The organism is Rhodococcus sp. IEGM 1305 (genome assembly GCF_030058635.1).
GTDB lineage: Bacteria > Actinomycetota > Actinomycetes > Mycobacteriales > Mycobacteriaceae > Rhodococcus_F > Rhodococcus_F opacus_D.
This window is the reverse complement of sequence record NZ_JASHKX010000081.1, coordinates 1-1,127: the sequence shown is the minus strand read 5'-3', so window position 1 is coordinate 1,127 and position 1,127 is coordinate 1. Positions and strand designations below refer to the sequence as shown.

Below are 1,127 nucleotides of genomic sequence, written 5' to 3'. Positions count from 1 at the left end.
GCGTTCGAGGGCCAGATCGGGCAGATCGCGTACTCCGCGTCCAAGGGTGGCGTGCACGGCATGACCGTCCCCGCCGCCCGCGACCTCGCGCAGTTCGGCATCCGCGTCAACACCATCGCCCCCGGCATCATCGACACCCCGATGCTCGCCGGCGTCACCGACGAATACCGCAAGGGCCTCGAAGCGGGCGTGCCGTTCCCCTCGCGCCTCGGTCAGCCCGCAGAGTATGCACAGCTCGCCCAGATGATCGTCGAACACGACTACCTCAACGGTGAGACCATTCGTATGGACGGCGCTCTGCGCATGGCGCCGCGGTAGGCGGCTCCGCCACCCGTGCGCCTTTTTGGTTGCTCCAGCTACCACAAAGGCGCACGGGGCGCGAAGCGCCCTTCGCTGGGAGGTGGGCATGGGTTTCTACTCGGACCGGATCGTTCCGCGGCTCGTCGACATCAGTTGCGGGATGAAGTTCACGGAGCCGACGCGACGACGCGTCTGCGCCGGTCTGCACGGGCGCGTGGTGGAGATCGGATTCGGGTCGGGTCTCAACGTCCCGTTCTACCCGGCCGCCGTCGATTCGGTGAGCGCCGTCGAACCCGCCGACCTCGGCTGGAAGCTGGCGGGCAAGCGGCTGGCGGCGTCGACGACACCGGTCGAGCGGTCCGGTCTGGACGGCCAGTCACTCCCCTTCCCGGACAACAGTTTCGACACCGCACTGTCGACGTGGACGATGTGCACCATCCCGGACGTCGACGCCGCACTCCGGGAGGTCCGACGCGTCCTGAAACCTGGCGGCACACTGCATTTCGTCGAGCACGGTCTCGCGCCGGACGCCAACGTCCAGCGGTGGCAGCGCCGGCTCGAACCGATCCAGAAGGCCGTCGCCGGTGGGTGCCACCTCACCCGCGACATTCCCACCCTCGTGACGAACGCCGGATTCGACGTCCAGGACCTCGACCGGTTCTACGAGACATCCGCGCCGAAGATCGTCGGCGCCTATTCCCTCGGAGTTGCGGCTTCGCCACCCGTGGGCGGTTGAGGAGTCCAGGGACTCGTCGGGCACGCACGGGACGCTAGGCTTCCCGCTGTTGATCGAAATTCCATGACTATCTCGTAGTATCTACTACTTT

Annotated in this window: 2 protein-coding genes; both read left to right on the top strand. The window is 66.8% G+C overall.

What is annotated here, in order from left to right:
- Window positions 1–318: SDR family oxidoreductase (locus tag QM693_RS37470; RefSeq protein ID WP_283354832.1), on the top strand; the 318-nt coding region annotated here is incomplete at its 5' end.
- Between the two features lie 88 nt (window positions 319–406).
- Window positions 407–1,036, top strand: a complete 630-nt coding sequence (locus tag QM693_RS37465; RefSeq protein ID WP_283354831.1) for a class I SAM-dependent methyltransferase — start codon at window positions 407–409, stop codon at window positions 1,034–1,036.
- The last annotated feature ends 91 nt before the right edge of the window (window positions 1,037–1,127 follow it).